The organism is Neorhizobium sp. T7_12, assembly GCF_002968535.1.
Taxonomy (GTDB): Bacteria; Pseudomonadota; Alphaproteobacteria; order Rhizobiales; family Rhizobiaceae; genus Neorhizobium; species Neorhizobium tomejilense.
In genome coordinates this window covers 168320-184195 of sequence record NZ_PVBK01000001.1, presented here as the reverse complement: position 1 = coordinate 184195, position 15876 = coordinate 168320, and the positions used below count along the sequence as shown (strand labels likewise).

The 15876-nt window shown below is 61.0% G+C and carries 17 protein-coding genes; 11 read left to right on the top strand and 6 right to left on the bottom strand.

The window, feature by feature from the left end; all coding sequences use genetic code 11:
• The first annotated feature begins 288 nt into the window (after positions 1-288).
• The 3 genes from C5J26_RS00910 to C5J26_RS00900 all read left to right on the top strand — a co-directional run bounded on the left by C5J26_RS00910 (position 289) and on the right by C5J26_RS00900 (position 3613).
• The gene (locus tag C5J26_RS00910) at positions 289-828 is read left to right on the top strand and encodes a TRAP transporter small permease subunit (RefSeq protein ID WP_105400135.1); all 540 of its coding nucleotides are present in this window, start codon (positions 289-291) and stop codon (positions 826-828) included.
• 26 nt (positions 829-854) lie between these two features.
• Positions 855-2357 (top strand): TRAP transporter large permease subunit, encoded by a 1503-nt coding sequence (locus C5J26_RS00905; RefSeq protein ID WP_105400134.1) that lies wholly within the window; start codon positions 855-857, stop codon positions 2355-2357.
• Positions 2358-2677: 320 nt separating this feature from the next.
• Entirely contained in the window at positions 2678-3613 is a 936-nt protein-coding gene (locus C5J26_RS00900; RefSeq protein WP_172745731.1) for an FkbM family methyltransferase, read from the top strand.
• A gap of 83 nt (positions 3614-3696) precedes the next feature.
• On the opposite strand, the gene C5J26_RS00895 is transcribed toward C5J26_RS00900, so the two are convergent.
• Positions 3697-4803, bottom strand: a complete 1107-nt coding sequence (locus tag C5J26_RS00895; protein WP_105400132.1) for a TRAP transporter substrate-binding protein — start codon at positions 4801-4803, stop codon at positions 3697-3699.
• A gap of 306 nt (positions 4804-5109) precedes the next feature.
• Between C5J26_RS00895 and C5J26_RS00890 the strand changes: the two genes are divergently transcribed.
• Positions 5110-5883, top strand: a complete 774-nt coding sequence (locus tag C5J26_RS00890) for a gamma-glutamyl-gamma-aminobutyrate hydrolase family protein (protein ID WP_105400131.1) — start codon at positions 5110-5112, stop codon at positions 5881-5883.
• Positions 5884-5903: 20 nt separating this feature from the next.
• Here C5J26_RS00890 and C5J26_RS00885 read toward each other — a convergent pair whose 3' ends face one another.
• Both C5J26_RS00885 and C5J26_RS00880 read right to left on the bottom strand, forming a co-directional pair.
• Positions 5904-6926, bottom strand: a complete 1023-nt coding sequence (locus tag C5J26_RS00885; RefSeq protein WP_046668275.1) for a LacI family DNA-binding transcriptional regulator — start codon at positions 6924-6926, stop codon at positions 5904-5906.
• A gap of 109 nt (positions 6927-7035) precedes the next feature.
• Positions 7036-7536, bottom strand: a complete 501-nt coding sequence (locus C5J26_RS00880; RefSeq protein WP_046668276.1) for a MarR family winged helix-turn-helix transcriptional regulator — start codon at positions 7534-7536, stop codon at positions 7036-7038.
• Positions 7537-7619: 83 nt separating this feature from the next.
• Between C5J26_RS00880 and C5J26_RS00875 the strand changes: the two genes are divergently transcribed.
• From C5J26_RS00875 to C5J26_RS00855, 5 genes are all read left to right on the top strand, one after another.
• Positions 7620-8417, top strand: a complete 798-nt coding sequence (locus C5J26_RS00875; protein WP_105400130.1) for a creatininase family protein — start codon at positions 7620-7622, stop codon at positions 8415-8417.
• 56 nt (positions 8418-8473) lie between these two features.
• Positions 8474-8731: a type II toxin-antitoxin system Phd/YefM family antitoxin gene (locus C5J26_RS00870; protein ID WP_105400129.1), complete on the top strand. Its 258-nt coding sequence runs from the start codon at positions 8474-8476 to the stop codon at positions 8729-8731.
• On the top strand, positions 8728-9126 hold the full coding sequence (locus C5J26_RS00865) for a type II toxin-antitoxin system VapC family toxin (protein WP_105400128.1): 399 nt from the start codon (positions 8728-8730) through the stop codon (positions 9124-9126). The genes C5J26_RS00870 and C5J26_RS00865 overlap by 4 nt, the downstream gene beginning before the upstream one ends.
• Positions 9127-9268: 142 nt before the next feature.
• On the top strand, positions 9269-10387 hold the full coding sequence (locus C5J26_RS00860) for a GTP-binding protein (RefSeq protein ID WP_105400127.1): 1119 nt from the start codon (positions 9269-9271) through the stop codon (positions 10385-10387).
• Positions 10388-10445: 58 nt separating this feature from the next.
• The gene (locus C5J26_RS00855) at positions 10446-11432 is read left to right on the top strand and encodes a WD40 repeat domain-containing protein (RefSeq protein WP_105400126.1); all 987 of its coding nucleotides are present in this window, start codon (positions 10446-10448) and stop codon (positions 11430-11432) included.
• 401 nt (positions 11433-11833) lie between these two features.
• Here C5J26_RS00855 and C5J26_RS00850 read toward each other — a convergent pair whose 3' ends face one another.
• Positions 11834-12991 carry a GGDEF domain-containing protein gene (locus C5J26_RS00850; protein ID WP_105400125.1) on the bottom strand — a complete coding sequence of 386 codons (1158 nt, stop codon included), beginning with the start codon at positions 12989-12991 and terminating at the stop codon, positions 11834-11836.
• Between the two features lie 89 nt (positions 12992-13080).
• Positions 13081-14112, bottom strand: coding sequence for a serine hydrolase (locus C5J26_RS00845; protein ID WP_105400124.1), 1032 nt, complete (start codon positions 14110-14112; stop codon positions 13081-13083).
• Between the two features lie 271 nt (positions 14113-14383).
• Between C5J26_RS00845 and C5J26_RS00840 the strand changes: the two genes are divergently transcribed.
• Positions 14384-14650, top strand: a complete 267-nt coding sequence (locus C5J26_RS00840) for a hypothetical protein (protein ID WP_037077316.1) — start codon at positions 14384-14386, stop codon at positions 14648-14650.
• Positions 14650-14889 carry a hypothetical protein gene (locus tag C5J26_RS00835; protein WP_046668285.1) on the top strand — a complete coding sequence of 80 codons (240 nt, stop codon included), beginning with the start codon at positions 14650-14652 and terminating at the stop codon, positions 14887-14889. Before C5J26_RS00840 ends, C5J26_RS00835 begins: the two co-directional genes overlap by 1 nt.
• 6 nt (positions 14890-14895) lie before the next feature.
• On the opposite strand, the gene C5J26_RS00830 is transcribed toward C5J26_RS00835, so the two are convergent.
• Entirely contained in the window at positions 14896-15789 is an 894-nt protein-coding gene (locus C5J26_RS00830) for a LysR family transcriptional regulator (RefSeq protein WP_105400877.1), read from the bottom strand.
• Positions 15790-15876: the final 87 nt, after the last annotated feature.

Genomic DNA, 15876 nt, shown 5'->3' with positions numbered 1-15876 from the left:
ACACTGCGGGAAACCCTTTAAAAATTGCTTGTCCGCGGGCCGCAGCCCCCCTTTCATTGGGGGGTTCTTGAGAGTTTGCTGAATAAATTGACAACAGGATAGCTAAAATTTCGACCACGCAACCTTCGGCAGAGACGCAACCTCTTCCCGGCTTGCGCAACGCCTTTCGATCCCTGCTTTTTGTAGACGAAAACCCAGGCTTTTAGGACTTTCCTTTTATTAGACCTTGGTTTACATCGCCATGCCAGGGCGGGCGGGATAAGAGAGACCCGTTGAATTGGGGAAACCATGGCTGCATTGTTGAAGATCAGCGGTCTCATCGACCGCCTCAGCGAAATTATTGGCAAATTTTCCGGCTATCTCGTTCTCGCCTGCACCCTCATCAGCGCCGGCAATGCGCTCATCCGCTACCTCTTCAACTACAGCTCCAACGGCTGGCTTGAAATCCAGTGGTATCTCTTCGGCTTCGTCGTGCTTCTGGGCGCTTCCCACACTCTGAGGCTGAATGAGCATGTGCGCGTCGATCTCATCTACGGCGCCGTTTCCGACCGTGCCCGCCTGTGGATCGATACGATCGGCCTGATCGTCTTCCTCATTCCGGCCTGCATCTATCTCGCATGGCTTGCCTGGCCGTTCTTCGCGCTCTCCTACGCGCAGGGCGAAGTGTCCTCGAACGCCGGCGGCCTCATCCGCTGGCCGGTGAAACTCATCATCGTCGCGGGTTTCAGCCTCCTGGCGCTGCAGGGGTTTTCCGAACTGGTGAAGCGCATCGCCGGTCTTTTGGGCGTCCTCCGGGTCGATACGACCTACGAAAAGCCGCTGCAATAACACCATTTTCGGGGGGATAACCGCTCATGTTCCAATACGGTATAATGCCGCCGGCAATGTTCATCGGCATGATCATCTTCATGCTTTACGGCTTCCCGGTCGCCTTTTCGCTCTCGGCCGTCGGCCTCTTCTTCGGTCTTCTCGGCATCGCCACCGGCCATTTCGAATTCGCCTTCATGCAGGCGCTGCCGTTCCGCATCTTCGGCATCGTCTCCAACGACCTGTTGCTTGCCATTCCCTTCTTCACCTTCATGGGAGCGATCCTCGAGCGCTGCGGCCTGGCCGAAGATCTGCTCGAAGGAACCGGCAAGCTGTTCGGCGCCGTTCCCGGCGGCCTCGCCTATGCGGTTATCATCGTCGGCGCCATCCTCGGCGCGATCACCGGCACGGTCGCCGCGTCAGTCATCACCATGGGCGTGATCTCGCTGCCGATCATGCTGAAATACGGCTACAATCCGCGGCTTGCGACCGGCGTCATCGCCGCCTCGGGCACGATCACCCAGGTCATCCCGCCCTCGCTCGTGCTGATCGTTCTGGCCGACCAGCTTGGCCGTTCCGTCGGCGACATGTATCTCGGCGCGATCGGACCCTCGATCCTGCAGGTGACGATCTTTATGCTGTTCATCCTCGGCCTGTCGATCTTCCGGCCGAAGGACGTTCCGCCGCTGCCGCCGGAAGCGCGGGGCGAGATGAACATGGCCCTGGTCATCAAGGTCCTCTGGGGCATGGTCCCGTCGATCGTGCTGATCTTCCTGGTACTCGGCACCATTTTCATGGGCCTCGCGACCCCGACGGAAGCAGGCGCACTCGGTGTCGTCGGCGCCATGGTGATCGCCGCGATGCATCGCCGCCTCACCTGGGATCTGCTGCGTCAGGGCATGCATTCGACGATGACGATCACCTCCATGGTCGTCTTCATCCTGGTCGGCGCCACCTGCTTCAGCCTCGTCTTCCAGGGCATGGATGGCGGCCTGTGGATCGAGCATCTTCTGTCGCACGTTCCCGGCGGAGCGCTCGGCTTCCTGATCTTCGTCAACATCTTCATCTTCTTCCTCGCCTTCTTCCTCGATTTCTTCGAGATCGCCTTCATCGTCATCCCGATGCTGGCGCCGGTCGCGAGCGCTCTCGGCATCGACCTGATCTGGTTCGGCGTGCTGCTCTGCATCAACATGCAGACCAGCTTCATGCACCCGCCCTTCGGCTTTGCGCTCTTTTACCTGCGCTCGATCGCGCCGAAATCGGTGAAGACGAAGGATATCTATCTCGGCGCCATCCCGTGGCTCTGCATGCAGCTGGTTCTCGTCGCCATCGTGATCTTCTGGCCCGAGTCCGTCACCTACTGGCTGGACAAGGCGCCTGACGTCGATCTCAACACGATCAAGATCGAGATCCCCGGCTTCGGCAACGGCGGCGGCAACCAGATGCCGAATTTCGGCCTGCCCCCGATGGACGGCGCCCCGGCTCAGCCGGGCCAGCAGGGCCTGCCCGGCATGCCGAACTTCGGCGAGCCACCGAAGATCAACCCGTAAGGGCAGCACCCGTCCACCCTGGACAGGGACCATATCTTAGGAGGACAGAGTTGACGCTCTGTCCTCCATCGCTATTCCCGCCAAGCAACGGAGCCCAGCGAAGTCCGGCCAGCCCGGAGCCCCTACGTCAAACTCGTCTTTTGGCCGTTCCTCTACCGCAATAGTCGTATGCCGATCGAGGTCCGGTGCCAGATCCCGGCGCAGCTAACACTTAGGTAGCCATACTAACCGGCCCGTCGAGCCTATAAAGTTTGACAGACGGCATGATGCTGAAGTCGGTCGTCCCCAAATCAGTTTGGCTGAAGCGCTCGGGGCCTGACATGCAGATAAGCCACGTATTGCCGAATGCTATGTACGTTGTGCGAAGGTCGATCGGTCGCACCATCGTCGAGCCGTTGCGGCGCAGGCGGTTTGCGAAAGAGAGCGACGTCTTCATTCACTGCACCAACCGGGGATACATCTTCAAACTCGATCCCGCGCAAAGCATCGACGAGGCCATCTTCGTCGAAGGCTGCTTTGAAGGACGGTTTCTGGAATTCCTGCAGGGCCGATTCGAGCCCGGCGCCGTGGCACTCGATGTCGGCGCCAATATCGGCAACCACGCCATTCACCTCAATCGAGACTTCACCGAGATCCATTGCTTCGAGCCGAACCCCGAAGTCTTCAGGCGGTTGACCGACAACATTCGCTCGAACCGGCTCACCAACATCCGACTGCATCAAGCGGCTCTCGGCGATTGCGACGACACGCTCATGTTCCGCGAAAATCTCGAAGGCAACCTGGGCGCCAGCGGCTTTGTGCACGATGACCGGCCATCGGGGCATAGCCGCATCCTGCGCCTGCCGGTTTTCCAAGCCGACAAACTCGTCAGGCAGCTCGGAATAACCAGGGTCGATTTCATCAAGATCGATGTCGAGGGGTTCGAGCAGCGGGTTCTGAAAGGACTGCGCGAAACCATCGCCTTCAACCGGCCTATCGTGTCCTTCGAGTTCCACGGCCATCTCGCAGGGCCTGACGACTTCGGCAAGCTCACCGCCTGCCTGCCGGATTATCAACTCTACGACCTGGAATATGCGCCGGCATCGGCTTCAACGCTGGAAAAGCTGAGATGGAATTTCCGCCATGGCGGTGCGCCGGTTCTCAAACGGTTCGATCGCCCCGAGGCGCGGACCTATGAAAACATACTGGCCTTTCCTTCCCCGGAAGTCTTCAGCCGCTTCACGAACCGCCCTTCGGCCTCCCGTTCCTCGGCTTGATGCGTCCCGGCGGCATCAGCACAGACAAAAACCCCGGACCTTTCGATCCGGGGTTCCTGAAATGACACTTGCCTGATCTGGGATCAGAGCTTGCCGCTGCGCTGCTGGATCATCATGAACGTGTCGTAGGTATATTCCGACAGCTGCATCCAGAGATAGGCTTCCTTCTTGAAGGCGACCTGGTCTTCGTAGATCTTCTTGAACGTCTCGTTCGAAGCCGAGATTTCCTTGTAGACCTCAAGAGACGCCTTGTAGCAGGCTTCGAGGATTTCCTGGCTGAACGGGCGAAGGGTGGTGCCCTGCGAGACGATCTGCTTGATCGCCGTCGGGTTCTTCGTGTCGTATTTCGCCATCATGCTGGTATTGGCAAACGCGCAGGCGTCGGTCAGTGCCGCCTGGTAACTCTTCGGCAGGGCGTTCCACTTGTCCAAATTCATAAAGGCGTGGATGACCGGGCCACCTTCCCAGAAGGCCGGATAGTAGTAGTATTTGGTCACCTTGTAGAAGCCGAGCTTGTGGTCGTCATAGGGGCCGACCCATTCCGCCGCATCGATCGTGCCTTTTTCGAGCGCCGGATAGATGTCGCCGCCAGGTATCTGCTGCGGCACGACACCGAGCTTCTCGACCACCCGGCCGGCAAGCCCGGCGATGCGCATCTTGACGCCCTTGAAATCGTCTACGGTATTGATTTCCTTCCGGAACCAACCACCCATCTGGGCGCCCGTATTACCCGCGGGAAGCCCGTAGACATTGTGCTTGGCGTAAAATTCGTTCAGGAACTTGTTGCCGTTGCCTTCGTAGAACCATGCATTGCTCAGTCGTGCGTTGAGGCCGAAAGGAATTGCAGTGCCGATGGCAAACGTTGGGTCCTTGCCTACGAAATAGTAGGAGCAAGTATGACACATTTCGACCGTCGCGTTACTGACGGCATCCAAAGCCTGACCGGCGGGCACGACTTCACCGGCCGCAAACGGCTGAATGGTGAAATTGCCGTCGGTTGCTGCGGCGACATGCTTGGCGATGTCTTCCGCGCCGCCATAGATGGTGTCCAGCGACTTCGGAAATGAAGACGTCAGACGCCAGGTGATTTTCGGGCTCGACTGCGCGATGGCCGGTGCGGCGAGCACCGTAGCGGCAGCTGCGCCGGCGCCGGTGACGGCGGCCTTTTTAAAGAATGAACGACGATCCATGAAATACCTCCCAGTAAGACAAACCGGAGGGATTATCTGTTCCCACTCCCCCGATCCTGCGGCGAGGTAAACATTTTGGCCTATGGGTTGCAAGCGCCGGAGCTAATATTCCTTAATGCGGGAACGCCTTTTGTCCTTAGACTTTCGTAGCGTCCCGCCGAAACTGGATTCACAAGATATTTCAAAGCGCCAATGCTTATTCTTTGGGCAGCGCTCTCCCCCGAAGCGGCCCTCGATCTTGACTTGAAGCGCGGTGACGCGGCACAACGAAAGGAGACGCGATAGCGAGCCTCGTTGGAGAGCCTGATGCCGAAACCGATCGTCGCCCTGCCTGCCGATATCCGCCAACTGGATGGAGCGATCTGGCATGCCTCGCCGAACCAGTATGTCCAGGCGGCATTGAAAGTGGCGGATGTGATGACCTTCATCATTCCGGCTTTCGAAGAAGGTAACGAGACCGACGCCATCCTCGACCGGGTCGATGGCGTGCTGGTTTCCGGTTCGGCGACCAATGTTCACCCGTCGCTCTATGGCAGAGAAGCAACGGCCGGCGACGGTCCCTTCGACCCGGCCCGCGACGCGACCTCCCTGCCCCTCATCCGCCGGGCGATCGACCGCGGCATTCCGCTGCTCGCCATCTGCCGCGGCATCCAGGAACTGAACGTGGCACTGGGCGGCACGCTGGCAAGCGAAATCCAAAACCAGCCGGGCATCTGGGACCACCGCAAACCCGATGTGAAGGAGCGCGACAGCATGTATGCGATCCGCCAGCCGGTCTTCATCGAGGAAGGCTCCTGCATCGCCAACTATCTCGGGCTGACAGGCGAAGTCCAGGTTAACTCGCTGCACCGCCAGGCGATCGCCGAAACCGCTCCTCGGCTGAAGGTCGAAGCGACGGCCGAAGACGGCACGATCGAGGCGGTTTCGGTCATCGACGCGAAAAACTTCGCCGTCGGGGTGCAATGGCACCCGGAATACTGGGCGGAAACCGATGCGCCGTCACGGGCGCTGTTCCAAGCCTTCGGCGAGGCTGTCCGCGCCTATGCGGCCCGCAAGACGCTGACCAACGTGGCGGCCTGACGCGACTAGTGTGTTGAACCTCAGGCCCTCGGCCGGTGCACGCCGGTCGATTGGCGGATGCGCATTTCCGGCTTGATCAGATGGATGCCGTCCGGCTCGTGACTGCCGGCGAGGCGGTCGAGCAGGGCGCGCGCCGCAAGCCGGCCGACTTCTGTCTGCCCATTCCACACGGTCGTCAGCGCCGGTGTCGCGATCGAAGCTTCCTCGAGATCGTCGTAACCGGTGACGGAGATGTCATGGCCGGGCATCAGCCCGGCACGGGCAATGCCGTTCATCAGGCCGATCGCCACCAGATCGTTCCAGCAGACCGCTGCTGTCGGCTTCTGCGGCAGGGAGAGAAAATGCACCGCCGCCTCGAACCCGCCCTGCTTCGAACGCGGACCGGGCAGGCGGAGGTTCGGATCGACCTCGATGCCCGCCTTGCGCAGCGCGTTGACATAACCCTGGTAACGGTCGCGGCCGGTCGATGTCTGGTCCGTACCGCCGATCATGGCGATCACCCGATGACCGAGGCCGATCAGATGGTTGGTGGCAAGTGAAATGCCGTAGCTGTCGTCTCCGCGATAGGTCGGCAGTTCGACGCCTTCCATCGAACGGGCAACGAGGATGGCCGGCATGCCGTTCTCTTCGGCCAGCCTCATATCCTCGATCGGCGTGCCGATCGCCGGCGACATGATCACCCCGTCACCACCGAGCTGCAGCAGCGTTTCGATAAAGGTACGCTGTTTCTCGACCGAATCGTAATGGTTGGAAAGGATGAAGGTATGGCGGCTGCGGTCGAGCTCGCTTTCGATCGCTTTGAGGATTTCCCCGTAGAACGGGTTCATGATGTCGTGCACCACGACGCCGATAATGCCGGAACGCGAGGTACGCAGGCTGGCAGCCCGGCGGTTGTAGATATAACCGAGCGCTCTTGCCTGTTCCTTGATTTTTTCCCGGGTATCGGCCGCCACGAGCGGGCTGTCGCGCAGCGCAAGCGATATCGTGGCAGTTGAAAGACCAAGGCTCTCGCCAATCGTCGACAACTTGATCTTTTGCGCCATTTCCCCCACCCGCAATGGCCGGCATCGCTATCCGATGCTCGAATTAAACTTTAAATAAACAATTTAATTCCGTGCGACAATCCTGTGACCGCGAAAATCTGGAGGGAAATCAACCTCTGTCGTCCGAGGGCTCGGACTGGAGATTCTGCTCGATGGTTTTGAGGAGCTTGAGGAGAGTGCGGATCTCCTTGTCGGAGAGGCCTTTTGCGGCGATCGAGCCGCACTCGGAGACCGAGCGGCCGATCTGTTCGACGGTCTGCAATCCGGCTTCGGTCAGATGCACCTTGGTGAGGCGCCCGTCTGTGCCGTCAGCGCGACGTTCCAGAAAACCCTGAGCCTCCATGCGGCCGATCGTGCGGGTCATGGTCGGAGCCTTGACGCCGAGCCGTATGGCGAGCTGGCCGGGGGTCATGCCGTCTTCTTCCGCGAGGATCAGGATGACACCGTCCTGGCCGGCATAAAGCCCGCTTTCGCCGAGGCTGCGGCTGAGCGCCGTGCGCATGGAGCGGGCGGCCTGGGTGATTGCCGGCGCAAGGTCGGTGGCCGAAAGGCCTTCCAGTTCCTTCTTTTTGCCGGACTTGGCTTTTTTATCGCCCTTCTTCTTGCTCATTCGCTCCGCCCGTTTTGCCCTAAAGAAGTAGCCGTTATATCTGTGGCGCGCTATCCATATCGAAACCGGGAAACCACCGCCAGATGTCGCACCCTTCGCCACGCTATCATGACAATGATACGACACTTGCGTCCACAGAAAGGCGAAACTGGGTCGCCGTCCTGCCGCTCGGCGCCCATGAGCAGCACGGACCGCACCTGCCGTTCGAGACCGATACGCTGATCGCCGAGGGCCTCGTCGCCCGCTTGATCCCTGCCCTGCCTGCCCACCTGCCGGTGACGTTTCTGGCCGTGGAGCCCGTCGGTTATTCGATAGAACATATGGATGTCGCCGGTACGAAGACACTTGCCTTCGACGAAGCCGTTTACCGCTGGCTCGGCATTGCCGGCGACCTTCATGGCCGGGGCATCAACAAGCTGGTGCTGCTCAACGCCCATGGCGGCAATTCGCCGCTCACGACCATCGTGGCGACCGAGGCGCGGGTGCGGTTCAGCATGCTGGTGGTCGCCACAAGCTGGACCCGCTTCGGCCAGCCCGCCGGCTGGATCGCCCCGGAGGACAAGGCAGTAGACATCCACGGCGGAGACATAGAGACTTCGGTCATGCTGGCGCTCCATCCGGATAGGGTCAACATGACCAGGGCCGAAAACTTCCCGTCCCGCCAATCGGACTTTTCCCGCGACTTCAGACATCTGCGCGCCTACGGCCCACATGCTTTCGGCTGGAAGATGTCCGACCTCAACCCCAAGGGCGTCGCCGGAAACGCGGCGGCGGCGACGGCGGAACGGGGCGAGATGCTGGTCGCGCATGCTGTGAAGGGGATTATCGAACTGCTGGAGGATGTGGCGCGGTTTGATGTCGGGACACTAGAGCATAGTTGAATCGACGGCATGATAAGCGTATATTTGGACCATCTAATTGGACCACGGAGCACGTAATGGAAATTTCAGTGAGCGAGGCCAAAGCAAGTCTGACTGAACTCCTTCATCGCGCGGAGGCTGGAGAAGATGTTGTTCTCACGCGAAGAGGTCATAAGATCGCAAGGCTTGTACCCATTGAGCCGGAACTGACGCGCGATCAACGCAGAGCGCTGATCGAAGAGATCAGAGCAATGGCGCCTGCACCTGATGGCAACGACGTACCCGCGGAGCGAAGCCAGGATTATCTCTATGGTGACGATGGCCTGCCGGCATGATTGTGGTCGACACGTCAGCGTTGATCGCCATCGTCAAGAATGAAATTGGTGCCCTTGACTGCCAAGAGGTGCTCACAGGGGAATCGAAGGTACTCCTCAACGCCGCTACTCTCACCGAAGCACTGATTGTGGCTCGTGGAAAGAAATGTCTGGCTGGTCTTACCAACCTGATTGACCGGCTTCCCATCACCATCATCGAACTGGATGCTGTAAGAGCAGAACGGGCTGCGGCCGCTTACGCTCTGTTCGGCAAAGGCTTTCACAAGGCTTCGCTCAACTTCGGCGATTGCTTCGCTTATGCGACAGCGAAGGAATTCGACTGTCCGCTTCTCTATGTTGGTGACGATTTCGCAAGAACAGACGTGGTTTCCGCAATCGTTTCGCCGTCAGCGTGAGTAACAAGATCACTTGGCGTCAGCTGCAATTCCGATGTGATCTTATAACATACAAACCCTTTGAACTCGCCCCGGCTTGCCCTTATATGAGACGAACAAAGCTTCCGCGCCGATCGGGCGCTCTCAAGTCCTCGAGGTTTCCATGACCGAAACAGCCCCCGTCAAGCCCGTTCCCGTCACCGTGCTCACCGGTTATCTCGGCGCCGGCAAGACGACGCTCCTCAACCGCATTCTCTCCGAAAGCCATGGCAAGAAATACGCGGTCATCGTCAACGAGTTCGGCGAGATCGGCATCGACAACGACCTGATCGTCGAGTCGGACGAAGAGATCTACGAAATGAACAATGGCTGCGTCTGCTGCACCGTGCGCGGCGACCTAATCCGCGTCGTCGAGGGCCTGATGCGCCGCCCGGGCCGCTTCGACGGCATCATCGTCGAGACCACCGGCCTTGCCGATCCGGTGCCTGTCGCCCAGACCTTCTTCATGGATGACGACGTGCGCGCCAAGACCGAGCTCGATGCGGTCGTCGCCCTCGTCGATGCAAAACACCTGCCGTTGCGCCTCAAGGACAGCCGCGAGGCCGAAGATCAGATCGCCTTTGCCGACGTCGTCGTCATCAACAAGACCGATCTCGTCACCCCGGAAGAGCTGGCGATCATCGAAGACGTCGTCCGCGCCATAAACCCGACTGCCCGCGTCTACAAGACCACTCGTTCCGGCGTCGATCTCGCCCGCGTGCTCGACCAGGGCGCCTTCAACCTTGAACGCGCGCTCGAAAACGATCCGCATTTCCTCGACCACGGCCATGACGACCACGTCTGTGGCCCGGACTGCGACCATGACCATGGGCATGACCACCATCATCATGATCACGACCATCATGCGCATGACCATGATCACGATCATCACGGCCATGATCACCACCACCATCACCACGGCGAAATGTCGCCGATCCATGACGTGACCGTGAAGTCGATCTCGCTGCGCGGCGGCGAGATGAACCCGGAACGGTTCTTCCCCTGGATCCAGAAGATCACCCAGACGGACGGCCCGAGCATCCTGCGCCTAAAGGGCATCATCGCCTTCAAGGGCGACGAGGAACGTTATGTCGTTCAGGGCGTCCACATGATCGTCGAGGGCGATCACCAGCGTCCGTGGAAGGATGGCGAGAAGCGCGAATCGCGCCTCGTCTTCATCGGCCGCGATCTCGATGTCGACAAGATCGAGAAGAGCTTCAGGGCTTGTGAGGTAGCGGCATGACGCCGAAAAGTGTGAAGCGGTTTTCGGACCACGTCATGCCCGGGAGCAATGCTGCGTAATGCCGACTGTTGCACCGCTTGATCTCGAAGGCCATGTCGTCGCCGCGCATTTCCTTGGCGACGTCCCATTCTTCGCTACCGCCGCCGGCACGATCCACCGCCTGGATGGCGGCGAGAAAGTCACGGAGGCCCATCAGGGTCTGCTGACCTGCATCCGCGATCCCTTCAGCGCCACGCTGCTGACCGGCGGCGAGGACGGCAAGGTGATGCGCATCGGAAGCAATGGCGAGGCGACCCTGATCGCCGAAGCGCCGCGCAAGTGGATCAGCGTCGTCGCCGGCGGCCCGCAGAATGCGGTTGCCTATGCGCATGGCAAGTCCAGCTTCGTGAAGCAGAGCGACGGCACGCTGAAGGAATTTCCCGAAGAGCGCAGCGTCGAAGGCCTCGCCTTCGCCGGCAAGGGTCTCAGGATCGCTGCTGCCCGTTACAACGGCGTGTCGTTGCACTGGGTCGGCACCAATGCCCCGCCGGTCGATCTCGAATGGAAGGGCGCCCATAACGCCGTCACTTTCTCGCCCGACGGACGTTTCCTGGTGACGACCATGCAGGAAAACGCCCTGCACGGCTGGAAGCTCGACGGCAAGCCGGGCGAAAACCGCCATATGCGGATGACCGGTTATCCGGCCAAGGTGAAATCTCTCTCCTGGTCGCCAAAGGGCAAGTGGCTCGCCTCGTCGGGTGCTCCGGCGGCGATCGTCTGGCCGTTTTCGGCAAAGGACGGGCCCATGGGCAAGGCGCCGCAGGAACTCGGCACCCGCGCCAATATCATGGTCACATCGGTGGCCTTCCATCCGGCCGAGGAAGTGCTCGCCATCGGTTTCATTGACGGCATGATCCTTGGCGTCAGGCTCGCCGACGCAAAGGAAGCGCTTCTACGCCGGCCCGGCAAGGGCGGCATTACCGGATTGAGCTGGAGCGCCAACGGCAAGCTCGTTGCCTTCGCGTCCGATGCCGGCGATTGCGGCGTCATCGATATCGCAGCCTGAAAGCTTGCAGCACGAATAACCGCGGCGGAAAAATCTCCGCCGCGGCCTGGTCCATGCGGGATGGGCAGGCAGCGTGTATGAAGTGGTATGGGTGTCAGGCCGTGCTGCCTGCCCGATCGCTCCGGCTTTTTCGAAAGGTGGGTAACGGATGGTCTGGATCCGAAACTTGAACCTTTCGACGGTCGGCGCCCTGACGGCACCGTCCTCACCTTTACGACCATCACCGGACGCCGGATGCTCTCCGTAGGATGCGACCCGGTTCGCGACCCGGCCCCTGCCCTGTGACGCGACCACTATAACCGCGCCGGCGCAGGCGAGGATGCCGCGGAATTCTTTCGACGGAAAAATGCTTCAAACGAAAAAGGGAATTTCTGTTCGCCGCGGCGAAAGCGTCCCCGCCTTCACGCCGCTTGGCGGTCTTCCTCGAACGTATCGATACCGTCGCGGCCATTGCGCTTGCGGGCATAAAGCGCCAGGTCGGCCCGCTGCAGCAGGGTTTCCAGGTCGCCAGGACCGCATATCTCGGTCGCCACGCCGATGCTGAGTGTCGGCTGCACGACAAGGCCCTCCATTTCGGCGAGGGAAGCGGCAAAGGCGGCGCGGATCTTCTGGGCCGTCTCGACTGCCTTTTCGACCGGGCATCCCTTGAGGACGATCACAAACTCGTCGCCGCCCTGCCGAGCGAAGAGATCGTGGCTGCGCAGGTGCAGGGATGCAGAGGAGGCGAACCGCCGCAAGACCTCGTCGCCAACCCCATGACCATGCGTATCGTTGAGCTGCTTGAAACGGTCGACATCGATAAGCATCAGGGCGACCGGCCCTGGCTCGAGACCAGCATAGGAACGCATCAGGCCGCCGCGGTTGAGCACCCCGGTCAGGGCGTCGCGATCCGCCAGGTAGGTGAGCTTGTTTCCCGCCCGTTCGGCCGCCATCAGATTGATGACGATGCTTCGCAATGCCAGGAAGGGCGCCGCCCAGAGCCCCAGCCAGGCATCGGCGCCGTTGCCGGCGGCAAAGAGGCCGCCCTCTCCGATCCAGCCCGTCACCGCAAGGACGGTGCGCGCTGCAAAGATGGCGGCAGTCGGCAGGTAGATCGCAGCGACCAGCCATGCCGACCGCAGCCTCTCCTGCCGTGCGAGGCGAATACCCTCCAGCATCACCAGGAGGTCGCCGAGGGCGCAGACGAGCGAGAAGATGGCGATACGCGGCGCGGTACTGGCATCGTCCCGCCACAAGAGGATGAGCGGCGCCGAAAGAACGGCAAGGATCAGCCAACTCAGGCCCCAGCGGGCCGGACGGCCGCCGAAAAGCCGGACAGAGACGATCAGCAACAGATAGCCGACCAGGATCAGGTTGTTGCCGATCAGGACCGAGACGACATCCGGGAACACGTTCCGCAGGCCGACGCTGAACAAGCCGGCTCCGATGACGATGCCGCTGGCGCTCCACCAGAACAGCCAGCGTTCAAACCGGCCGCTGGAATAGGCGATCATCTGGACGATGCCCAGGATCGAGCAGGTCATAGCCGAGACGATATAGATCGTCCGCAGATCCAGCATGAAGCACCCCCAATGGCGACGCGGGGCATGTTAGCGTCAGGCGGTTACGATTTGGTGTGCCCGGCCATTCAAGTTTATACGAACTGGCTTCAAACGATGCGGACGGCTCCGATGATCTCGGCGAGCAGGTTGTGCAGGTCGTCGCGATAGCCGCTGCGGGCCGAGGGACCGCTCTCGTCTGACGTCATCACCACGGTGAGGCCGAGCGAGGGGACGATATAGAGCATCTGCCCGCCATAACCCCAGCCGAACTTGACCTCTTCGCCGCCGATATTGCGCAGGAACCAGCCGTATCCGTAACCGTCGCCGGAAAAACGCGAATTGGTGCGCGGCGTCCAGGACTGGTCGATCCAATCCTTCGAGACGACCTGGCGGCCGTCTTTCGTCTTGCCGCCGTTGCGGTAGAGTTCCCCGAACGCCAGAAGCGAGCGGGCGGTCATCGCCATCTGGTTGCCGCCGAGATAGATGCCCTGGCGGTCACGCTCCCAGGAGCCGATCCGGAACCCGTCGACCGGATCCAGCCATTCGCGCGCCAGCGCCAGCGTCGACTTCCCGCCGACCTTGGTGAGGACCGCCGAAAGCAGGTGACTGGAGGCGGTCGAATAGAGCATCGAACCGCCGGGATCGTCGTCGAACGGCTGGGCGAGTGCGAACCGCACCCAGTTGCGGCTCGCGATCCAGCGGCCATAGTTCGGCCCGGACAACCTTCCGAGCCCCGCCTGCATCGAGAGCAGATTGCCGACGGTGATCGTGTGGATGCGCGAATCCGGATTGGCCGGCAGGTCGGCCTTCAGGATCGGCGCGATCTTCTGGTCCGGACCTTCGAGCAGCCGGCGGTCGATGGCGATGCCTGTCAAAGCCGAGATGATCGATTTCGAGGCTGACTTGATGTTGGTGGAGGCGTCCAGCGAATGACCGTTGAACGCCCGCTCGGCCAGCATCTCGCCACTACGGGCGACCAGAACGACCTTCAAGGGCTCCAGCTCCGCCGCACCGCCGAGCACGGTATCGAGCGTCACGGGCGGCTGCGGCACAGGTGCCTGGGGCGCGCCCTGGGCAAGGCTGCGGGCCGCAGTCAAGGCGAAAGGGAGGGACAGGAGAGTTGCGCGGCGTGTGATCATGCAGCGAAGCTAGGACGGCCAGGCGGCCGAGACTATGGCGGAAAGGGTGGATTCACGCAGAGATGATGGAGTGTGAAGCCACTTCCCCGCATATGCGAGGCCCCGTTCCGATTCCTCCAGCAACGAACACCTTCAAGGATCATCCACGGTGGAGCAAAAACGGAAAGCAGTGTATTGGACCATCCCGACCGTCTTGATCGTTGCGTAGCCGATTCCCTCACTGGACCGGACCCGCAGCGCCGGGACAGCCGTTTATACGATCGGATACGACATGGCCAAGGCACCCAAGACTGAACATTCCGAACTCGCCGGCGAATTCACCGACGACGGCATTACCGTGCTGGTCGATATCTACCGCCCCGCCGGCACCCAGGGCGACTGGACGCTCGAAGTCATCACCGAAGAGGATGACGTCACCACCTGGGAAGAGCCGTTTCCGACCGACCGCGAAGCCTTCGACGAGTTCCTGGCGACCGTCGAGCGCGACGGCATCCGCTCCTTCTTCGGCGAACCCGAACCCAATCCAGCGGTGCATTGATGAAGAATGTCGAAGACCTGACCACATCCGCCAAGACCATGCACGACCGTTATGCCTCGGGGCGCATGGACCGGGAAATCGTTCGCCAGTGGGTGTTGGGTCTGAGCATGTATCCGGAGCCCTACGGCCGGCATATCCAGGAGGCGGCCTCCTGGTTCAAGCCTTCCCGCGACGACCTGGACCCCGTGGAACTGAAGATCGCCGACCTTGCCAAGCTGCAGGCGATCTATCGGCCGTAAGACACCTCAAAGCCCGGCTTCGGCGAACACCTTGACGATCCAGTCGAGGAAAACGCGCACCCGCGGCGAAAGCTGGCGGTTCTGCGGATAAAGCGCCGAAAGCAGTGTCGGCGGCGGCGGGAAATCGGCCAGCACTTCGACGAGCACGCCCTCGTCGATATCCCGCTGCAGGCGATAACGGGGCGCCTGTATGAGCCCGAAGCCGCGGCGGGCGAGATCGACCATCGTATCGGAATTGTTGACCGTCAGCCGGCTTGGAAGGGTGACGTAGCGCACCTCGTCACTGACGACGAATTCGAGCGGCATGATCTGGCCGGTGCGCGACGAGATGAAGCCGATGGCGATATGCCCTTCCAGCGCATCGGGTGATTTCGGAAGCCCGTGTTTCTCGACATAGGTGCGGCTGGCGCAGGTGATTTCGGTGATGGTTCCGAGCCTGCGCATGATCAGCCCGCTGTCGTCGATCTCGCCTGCGCGGATGACGCAGTCCACGCCTTCACGAACGAGATCCACCAGCCGGTCGCCCTGGCCGATCTGCAGTTCCAGGAGCGGATAACGGTCGAGGAATTCATGAAGGCGCGGCAAGAGGACGGTGCGGGTCAGAAACCCGTGCGCGTCGACCCGCAGCAGGCCGCGCGGCTGCGCGTCACGAAAGATGTTCTCCGCCTCGTCCACCTCCGCGAGGATCGCGAGGCAACGCTCGTAGAAGGCCCGGCCGTCGAGCGTCGGGGTGACGTAGCGCGTCGTCCGCTCCAGAAGTCGCGTGCCGATCCCCTCCTCGAGCTGTTTGACCGCTTCGGTGACGGTCGAACGGGCAAGGCCGAGATCCGCGGCCGCAGCGGAAAAACTGCGCCGTTCGACAACCCGGACAAAGAGCTGCATGCGGTCGAGGCGATCCATGACCTTGTTCACCACAGGCGAATTCTGATGTCAATTCGCCGCCAATTGTTCTTGAGCCGTGTCAGCAATATCTCCTGCCCACCAACC